Genomic DNA, 8,588 nt, shown 5'->3' on the forward strand with positions numbered 1-8,588 from the left:
AGGGCAGTGGCTGAGCTGGTGCCTCCCTGACCCTGGACGCAATACCGAACCTTCGCCCCGTCGCACCATCCGGGGACCCCCAGACCGGGCGCGGTAAGGGCGACATGCGGGCCGTACGTCGAATATTCTGCAACCTTACCTGCGCTATCAAGTGCGCCGATACCTGCCACATCATCCAACGAGGCCGGATACAGAGGAAAGTTCCCCTTCTTAGCATCATTACCCGCCGAAGCGAAGAGCAACTTCCCCTTGCGCGCTGCATATTTCACCGCAGCGCGCTCTCTCGAATCAGAACCGGGCGACCCGAAAGACATGCTGATGATCTGAGCGTCACTATCCGCCGCCGCCCTGATGGCCCGGTCAGTACGCGAAATAGCAGAATCCCCCTTGACGCCTGAGAGCGTACTCGTAATCGGGATGATCTTCGCATCCGGAGCGAGCCCCCGCAGTGATCCCTTCCTCCCAGTCCCCGCGATCAGCTCCGCCATGCTTGTTCCATGGCCGTTATCGTCCTCGGTCTCATCACCAGGAGCTCCGGAGACGTCTTTACCAGGGAGCACTTGACCACGTAGCGAGGGAGTCGATGGATCAACGCCCGTATCGATGACGGCAACCTTGATGCCCTTGCCCGTGCTGACCTCGTGCATCTCCTGGGCCCGCATCGCCTTGAGATACCACTGCTGGGACTGGATGCCCTGGGCACTGGCAGTAGGCGCTAGCCCTCCAAGACCGACGACCCACGCCCCCACCACCCCCAGCGTCATAAGCAGGCGGCGTCTCACGAGCCGCGATTGGTCTGCCGTCATAGCCTTTCTCACCTGGACTATTCGATCACCGGCGGAACGCTGTCACGCCGTCCGTTCGACCAGGTCTCCTCATCCTCTGTCAGATAGTCGGGTCGACGATCAGAAGTGTCCCGCCTGCGGTCCCGAGACCCCTGCTGTCCGCCCGGCACCAGTCCCGTCCCTCCTGGCGTGAACGCCTGGGAACTCCTGCCCTGTCCGGATGTACCCGATCGCGGCTGCCCGACGATGCCACCCGGCGCAGATACGACCCTGCGTCCGGCTCCCCCCTGGCCAGCGGCTCCCGCTCCACCCGTCCCTCCCATAGGCATCCCCATGGGTCCACGTGCACCGATTGCGTTGCCCCCGGGGCTTCCTGGCGTATTCGGTCGCACCGCAGCACTACTGGGGGTCCCACCAACGATCCCGCCTGGCTGCGCGGCGCGTGGAGCGCCGGGGCCCGTTCCAAGTCGACCCTGTCCGCCCGGTCCGGTTCCGTTGGGTGCAGGAGGCACGCCTATGGGCCGACCAGGAACACGTTGGCTGTCGGTTACCCCCGGCGCTCGGTTAGGCAGCGCCGGTCCCCTGGCAGGCAGCGCGTTCGGACCCTTGCCCGTAGGTCCGGTCGGACCCACGGGTGGAATGGGAACAGGACCGCCGCCACCGGCGGGCGGCCCGCCCGCCGGGCCCACAGTTGGGGGCAGAGTTGACGGAGTGACGGAGTCAGCAGGAGACGGAGCCATCGGCGGAGCCGCGCCATCAATCGTGGTGCCTACATCCGAGGCTGGATCGAAGTGCCCCGTCGCACCCGGTGCTGCCACGCCCCCGGCGGCAGCCCCCGCCGCAGGGGAGACGGGCCGGTAGTCAGCCGACTCCGCGCTCCCGCCCCCAGCATCCGGGATCTGCGCGCGCAACCGCTGCTCCGGCTGTGACAGTGAAGTCGAGGCGCCGCTAGGCACGGCGCTCGTTCCATCACCAGCAGCACCAGCGGAAGATGCCGCTCCAGCCACCGGAACTGCCCCTCCAGAACCGCCAGAAGATTGCCCGGGTCCGCCTCCCTCCCTCTCGAAAGGAGACGCTGGCAACCTCTCAAACTCCGGCCGGTTCGCCTCCGCCGCGCGAATGTTCTGCAGCGAGACGTCGTAGTAAGAGCTCAGCTTGTTCATCTGGGCGATGGCCTCGCGGCGGCGGCCCTCGTGGGCCTTGGCCTCGTCCGACCCCTCTTCCGCGAACTTCGGGCCGAAGGTCGTCGACGAACCGGACTTGTCCGGGTTCATCATGGGGTTGCCGGGGACCCGCGCGGGGGCCGGGATGTCGTCCTCCGTGAGGATGTTGTCCCGCTTCGGCATCGAGCTCTTGACCATGGAAAGGCCGAAACCCGCTGCCTTCATATGGGTGCCGACGGCCGCGGCGTACTCGCTGAGCTTGATGGTGTTCTTCCGCAGGTTCGCGCCCCACTTCTGGAACGAGTCGTTGCCCTCGCCGCTCCAGTCGACGGAGCCGAAGTACGTCTTCAGCTCCTCCTCCGCCTTCCGGATGGCGCGGCCCGCGTCCCACAGGGCCTGGCCCACGTCCTCCAGGTCCTGCGGCACGGAACTTTCGACCAGGTCCACCATGTCGTTCAGACGGTAGCCCTCGAAGTTCGTGCTGCCCCCGCCCCCCGGGGCCAGCTCGGCGGCCATCGGCGGGTGCCACGGCGTCACCTTGGTGAACTGCTGCAGCGGGCTGAACTGCTGTGGCAGCGCGGGGTCCTTCGGCATCTCGTCCGCCGAGTACCCCGAACCGTTGTACGGATTGACGCTGCCGTTGTCGTCCTTGCCGCCCATCGGTCGTCCTGCCTCCCCCACTCTGCTAGCGATCAGTAATCGACACGGTCGTCGCTATCGGTCTTACCCTCGCTCTTACCCTTGTCCTTCACACGACGCATCAGCTCTTCCGTGCGCCGCTGCAGCGTCGCGTACCGGCGCTGCTCGTCCGCCTCCAGCGCGTCATAGCCCCGGTCGGCCGCCTTCACGGCGAGGCCCACGCCGTCGATCTGGGCGCTGAGGGCCTGCGAGAGGGCCGTCAGGGTCGCGTGGACCTCGTTGTACTTCCGGAACAGGTCGTCGGCCTCGCTGAACGCCACGTTCTGGCCGCTGAACGAGCCGCGGGGCACCCGCCGGGCCGAGACCCGGGCCTTGCCGCCGGCCGACTTGTCGAGCTGTTCCAGCACGCCGTCGATCCGCTTCTTCAGGCTCTTGAGTGCGCCGGCTCCCCGCTCCAGATCAGAAGACGAGGCCCCCTCTGGTAGCGCCATCTCGTTATCTCCGCCCCTCTCCCCGCCCGGCCGCTGCCGTCCCTCTGTCGCACACGATGCCACCTCACACTGTAATCACACGAATACGACTGTTCCACCTGCAAACCAGGGGCAGTGGTTTAACCCCCGGTCACAGGGTGTTCGCCCGCCGACGGCGCCAGTCGCGGTAGATCAGTGTGGTGCCCGCGATGGCCGCGACCGCCGTGCCGCCTCCTATGAGGACGTACGTGCCGATCCTCTCGTTGCGCTCCTGTTCCGTCTCGCCCAATTGGAGTTTGGAAGGGGTCGGTTTTTCGCCTTTCTCGACGCCCTCCCGTGCCACGGGCTTGTCGATCGGGCGTTCGTCCTCCGTCAGGGCGCGTACCGGGTCGACCACGCCCCAGCCGACCAGCCGGTCGTGTCCGGCGATGGAGCGCTCGGCGGTCTGCTCGATCTGGGCGACGACCTGGTGCTGCTTCCAGTCCGGGTGCTTGGCCCGCAGCAGGGCCGCCACGCCGGCGACGTACGGCGCGGAGAAGCTGGTGCCGTTGTCGACGCAGTGGCCGCCGCCGGGGACGGTGGAGACGATGTCGACACCCGGCGCCGCCACGCCCACGAACTCGCCGGACTGGGAGAACGGGGCGCGCTCGTTGTTGCGGTCCGAGGAGGCGACGGCGAGGACGCCCGGGTACGAGGCGGGGTAGGTCTGCTTCACATTGCCGCCGAGGCCGTCGTTGCCCGCCGAGGCGACCACGACGACGTTCGCGCTCAGGGCGCGGACGATAGCCGCCTGGAGAGAGTTCGCGGGCTTCAGGGCCTGGGCGGTGTCCTGGGAGATGTTGATGACGTCGGCTCCGGCCGCCACCGCGTAGTCGATGGACTGCGCGAGCGTGCGGGCGTTGCCGCTGCCGTTCTCGTCGTTCTGCTGGATGGGGATGACGGTCGCGCGCGGCGCCAGGCCGACGAAGCCGGTGTCCGGGGCGGGGCGGGCCGCGATGATGCCCGCGACCTTGGTGCCGTGGCCGACCCGGTCCGAGGTGCCGTTCGCCTTGCCCCGGGGGACCTTCCTGCCGAACTTGTCCTTCTTTGCACGCTTGGGGATGACGTTCTTTCCCCGCTTGGCGTCGACGGCATCCGTGAGTTGTCTGTTCTTGATGTCGACGCCCGTGTCGATGACGGCGACGCGGACGCCCTCCCCCTGGTTCGTGTCCTTCCACAGCTGGTTGAGCAGTACGCGCTGGAGCGCCCACGGGCGGCCCTTGTAGGGCTTCGACGGGAAGGTGCACTGGGTGCCGCCGTCGGCGGCAGCCGGGGCGGCCGCCGTGACGGTCAGCGCGGACGCCGTGACCAGGGTCGCGGCGCAGAGCACCGCCAAGCGGCGTATCGGCGTCGGTGTCCGTGTCGGCTGCGGCGGCATCTTCCGTTCCCCTCCCGTTTCCCCGGTCCGCGCGCTCAGGAGCCCTGCGGCTGCCGGGCGCTGCTCGTCGCCAGTCGAGGACCCGTCGGCAGGAACTGGGACCACTCGGCCGGGATGGGAGCGGGCTTCACTTTCGCGTACCCGAGGCGCTGCTGCGCGCTCTCGTCCTCGTCGTCCGGCTGCTGGGCCGACCTGCCCCGCTCGTTCTGGTTCCCGCTCTGGTTCTGGTTCTGCTGGTCGTCTCCTGTGCCGTCCTTGCGGCCGATGCCCGCGTCGTCCTGTGCGCTGTCGCTGTTGCCCTGCATCGCGTACCGCAGGCCGGTATCGGTGACCAGGAAGACACCGCCCGCCTTGGTGTTCTTCCCCTTCACCTGGCGGAACAGCTGGCCGGTGCCCGGAGTGACGTACGCGCTGGTCGCCCCCGCGGGAAGCTCGGCCGGGAAGTCCTCACCCGCCCAGGTGCTCAGCGTGGTGACGCCGTTCCGGCCCACCTTGCGCAGCACGTTGCAGACGGTGTCGCGGTTGCCCCGTCCCGCCGCGTTGACCGGTTCGCCGCGCTGCGTCGGCCACTTGAAGCGGGAGCCGAAGTACCTGCGGGCGGGGACGAAGTTTCCCGCGCTGAGCTCCATCGGGTCACCGCCCTGCTTCAGCACGCTCAACTGGCGGGAGTTGAGCAGCAGGTGTGCCATGAAGTCCGTGATCGGGCGCACCCGGCCGTGCAGGACGACGTAGTGCCGCTTCTCCGTGCCGGACGCGGCCCGCAGCACCATGCCGACGCGGTTCGCGTTCGGCGGCAGGCCGTCCACGCCCGCCGGGGCGCCGATGGTGCCGGGCACGGTGGGGAAGCCGACCAGGTCGCCGGTGTGGAGGGTGGCCAGCCACTGCCGGGAGACACGCTGGGGCTTACGGTTGTCCGTAACGAGCCGCAGCAGCAGTTCGTCGCCGTCCATCAGCCGGTACTTGCGGCCCGTGCGGTCCACCACGTACAGCTTGTCGTCCGGCCCCTGTACGTAGAGGAGCTCGCCGCCGCGCAGCCGGTCGGGGCCCTCCACCTTGTCCTTGTCGCGGTCGGCGAGCACGAAGGTGGACTTCTGCACGGCGCGGCCGCCCTGGCTGGGGCTCTCGCACACCGCCCAGCGCTTCTCGTCCCCCGCTTCGCCGGACGAGGGCAGCCGGTCGGGGGCGTACGGGATGCCGAGGGTCGCCCCGTGCGGTATGTCGCCCTTGTCGAGGACCTTCTCGTCGACCTTGACCACATCGCCCTTGTCGGGGGCGAGGAGGAGCTTGGCCGAGGTGAGGTTGAGCACGGGGTGCAGCTGGGGTGCGCTGTCGCCGGTCTTCAGGACGACATAGCGCGTGGTGGACTCGCTGCCGATGATGACCTTCTCGCCCGGCTCGTCCCACTTGTCGGGCGCCTTGGGCTTGAACATCCCCCAGGCGCCGAAGCCCGCCATGATGACGACGCCGATGATGAGGCCGGGCAGGATGCCGCGCAGCGGCCGGGGCGCGCCCTCCTCGGTGCCCGTGGGCGAGGGCTGGAGGAACGAAGCGACCAGCCGCTTCTTCGCGAAGGTGTAGGCATTGAGCTCGTCGCGCCGTGACGCCATTCCGTGAACGCCTCTCCCCTGTTCGTTCCTGGCCCGTGTTCGTTCCTTGCCCGCTTCCGGCTCGGCTGCCGCCCGGCCGCTGCCCGTGCCCCGCCCGCAGCCGACTGTCAGACCGGCCCTCTACTATGCCGGTTGGGGAGAGGAGCGCGCCGCCCAGGGCTCTCGGGTATTGTGATCGGTCGCTCAACACCCCTGGCAAGCAGGGCGAATTCGGACAAGAGGGGGCCTGCGGGGATGGGTTCTGCGACGCGCGCCCAGGGCGCCGCGAGGTCGCCGCGTCCCGGCGGCGCCAGCGGTGTCGTCGGTGGCGCCGGCGGTGCCGGGGGTGCCAGGGGCCCTCGCGGCGCCGGTGCGGCGCCGCGCAGGCGCCGGGGCCGTGCCGTCCGGCCCGGAGCGGCGGCCCCGGCTCCCGCCGGGCGCTCCCGCGCCCCCGTGCCCACCTCCGCCACACTGCGCACCGCCTCCCGCACGGGCGGGGCCGGGCCGCTCCAGCTGCCGCAGCTCGTGCTGCTGGAGCTGGCGGTGGCGGTGCCGCTGGCCGCCGCCGCTGCGGACAAGCGGCTGGTGATCCCCGCGCTGGTGCTCGCCGTGCCGCTGGCCGTCGCCGCGCTGCTGCGCCGCCGCCAGCACTCCGTGCGGGACTGGACGGCCACGCTGCTCGCGCTGCGCGCCCGCAGCCGCGCGGCCTCGCAGCCGCTCTCCCCCGACCTGGCCGTGGACGCGCGGGGCGAGCGGCTCGACGCCGGTCTCCTGCCCCTCGTGGAGTGCGCCCCCGGGCTGCGGACGTACGAATACGCCGACAAGCGCCGCCGCGCCATCGGGATGCTCGGCGACGACACGTTCCTGACCGCCGTCATACGCGTGGACACCGGGACCGGCGAGGCGACCCGGCCCGCGCTCGGCACCCGTTCCCTCCCGCTGGAGCTGATGCGCGGCGCGCTGGACGTGGACGGCATAGCGCTGGAGTCGGTGCAGGTGGTGCAGCATGTGCAGCCCGCGCCCGCGCCGCATCTGCCCGAGCAGTCGGTGGCCCGGCGCAGCTACGCGCCGCTGCAGGAGCACACCGGGGCGCCCGCGCTGCGGCTGACCTGGGTGGCGCTCAAGCTGGATCCGGAGCTGTGCCCGGAGGCGGTCACGGCGCGCGGCGGGGGGCTGGAGGGCGCCCAGCGGTGCCTGGTGCGCGCCGCGGACCATCTGGCGAGCAGGCTCACCGGGGCGGGCTTCCGCACGGAGGTGCTGAGCGAGGAGGGGCTGATCACCGCCCTGTCGACGTCCGCCTGTCTGAACCCGGTGGCGACCGCCCGCGCCGGCCGGGCCGACGCCCTGCCCGCGCGGCGGACGGCCGAGTCCGCGCGGGTCTGGCGCTGCGACGACCGCTGGCACACCACGTACGGCATCAGCCGCTGGCCGGAGCTCGGCCCGGCTGCGGCCCCGCTGCCCCGCCTGGTGGCGCTGCTGACGTCGGTGCCCACCTTCACCACCACCTTCAGCCTGGCGCTGGGCCGTTCGGCACGGAGCGGCGCGCTGGCGGTGAGCGGGCATGTGCGGCTGACGGGGCGTTCGGACACCGAGCTGATAGCCGCGCGCGGCCAGTTGGAGCACGCGGCGCGCACCGCCCGGCTCGGGCTCGTCCGTCTCGACCGGGAGCAGGTTCCCGGCCTGCTCGCCTCGCTGCCGCTGGGAGGTGCCCGCTGATGGCGCGGGGACCGAGCCGTCCGGGCGGGCTCGGGCTGATCGGGCCGCGCCGCGCGGGGCACGCCGTGGACGTGGACCAGGTGGCGGCGCTGTCGTTGCCGCTCGGCGACGACGGCGTAGTGGTGGGCGCCGACGCGGAGGGCCGCCCCCGGCTGGTCGGCTTCCACCACCCCTCACCGCACGAGGTGGTGCTGGTCGGCGGCCTGTGGACGGCCCAGGTGCTGGCGCTGCGGCTCGCGGGAACGGGTGCGCGGATCGCGGTGGAGACCGGACGGGCGGGCGCGTGGACGCAGTTGGTGCAGGCGGCGGGCGCGGGCCAGGAGTGCATGACGCTGTACGACGTGGGGCGGGTGCCCGCGCTCGGACCGGGCGTGAGCAGCCCGGTGGTCGTCATACGCGACTGCGGGGCGCGGCCCCCGCGCGGCCGCGTCACCTCGCTGGCCTGGCAGTCGGTGCTGACGCTGCTGCCGTATCTGAGCCCGGCGGCGCCCAGGCTGCTGCGCCAGGCGTCGCTCGTCGGAGTCCAGCGGGTGTCGCCGGACGAGGCCCAGCACGTCGGACGGCTGATGCAGCTTCCGGAGCGGGAGGTGAGCGCGCTGTCCTCGCTGGGCGACGGGGTGACACTGTGGTGCACGCGCCGTGAGCGGCAGTACGCGTACACCCAGCCCACCGATGCGGAGTCCGGCCTGCTCGGCAGCGCCCGGCGGCTCGACTGACACCGCCCCGCAGAAGGGCTCACGATCGCCCGAAGGACGTCCCACCGCCCTGCCGTCGCGGGAGTCACGGCGTTTAGTCTGGGCAGGAGCGCGGGG

The 8,588-nt window shown here is 70.9% G+C and carries 6 protein-coding genes; 2 read left to right on the top strand and 4 right to left on the bottom strand.

The window, feature by feature from the left end; all coding sequences use genetic code 11:
* The 4 genes from G5C65_RS25420 to eccB form a co-directional block, all read right to left on the bottom strand.
* A partial coding sequence (locus G5C65_RS25420; protein WP_241266046.1) for a S8 family serine peptidase occupies nucleotides 1–806 on the bottom strand: 806 nt, incomplete at its 3' end.
* A gap of 1,834 nt (nucleotides 807–2,640) precedes the next feature.
* Nucleotides 2,641–3,078 (bottom strand): hypothetical protein, encoded by a 438-nt coding sequence (locus G5C65_RS25425; RefSeq protein WP_165301260.1) that lies wholly within the window; start codon nucleotides 3,076–3,078, stop codon nucleotides 2,641–2,643.
* Between the two features lie 130 nt (nucleotides 3,079–3,208).
* On the bottom strand, nucleotides 3,209–4,474 hold the full coding sequence (mycP, locus tag G5C65_RS25430; RefSeq protein WP_165301261.1) for a type VII secretion-associated serine protease mycosin: 1,266 nt from the start codon (nucleotides 4,472–4,474) through the stop codon (nucleotides 3,209–3,211).
* 35 nt (nucleotides 4,475–4,509) lie between these two features.
* Nucleotides 4,510–6,081: a type VII secretion protein EccB gene (gene eccB / locus G5C65_RS25435; protein WP_165301262.1), complete on the bottom strand. Its 1,572-nt coding sequence runs from the start codon at nucleotides 6,079–6,081 to the stop codon at nucleotides 4,510–4,512.
* Between the two features lie 432 nt (nucleotides 6,082–6,513).
* Between eccB and eccE the strand changes: the two genes are divergently transcribed.
* Both eccE and G5C65_RS25445 read left to right on the top strand, forming a co-directional pair.
* A complete protein-coding gene (gene eccE, locus G5C65_RS25440) occupies nucleotides 6,514–7,776 on the top strand; it encodes a type VII secretion protein EccE (RefSeq protein WP_338146650.1) in 1,263 nt (420 codons plus the stop codon).
* A complete protein-coding gene (locus G5C65_RS25445) occupies nucleotides 7,776–8,492 on the top strand; it encodes a hypothetical protein (protein WP_165301264.1) in 717 nt (238 codons plus the stop codon). Before eccE ends, G5C65_RS25445 begins: the two co-directional genes overlap by 1 nt.
* The last annotated feature ends 96 nt before the right edge of the window (nucleotides 8,493–8,588 follow it).

Origin of the sequence: Streptomyces boncukensis (assembly GCF_011045075.1) — a bacterium.
Classification (GTDB): domain Bacteria; phylum Actinomycetota; class Actinomycetes; order Streptomycetales; family Streptomycetaceae; genus Streptomyces; species Streptomyces boncukensis.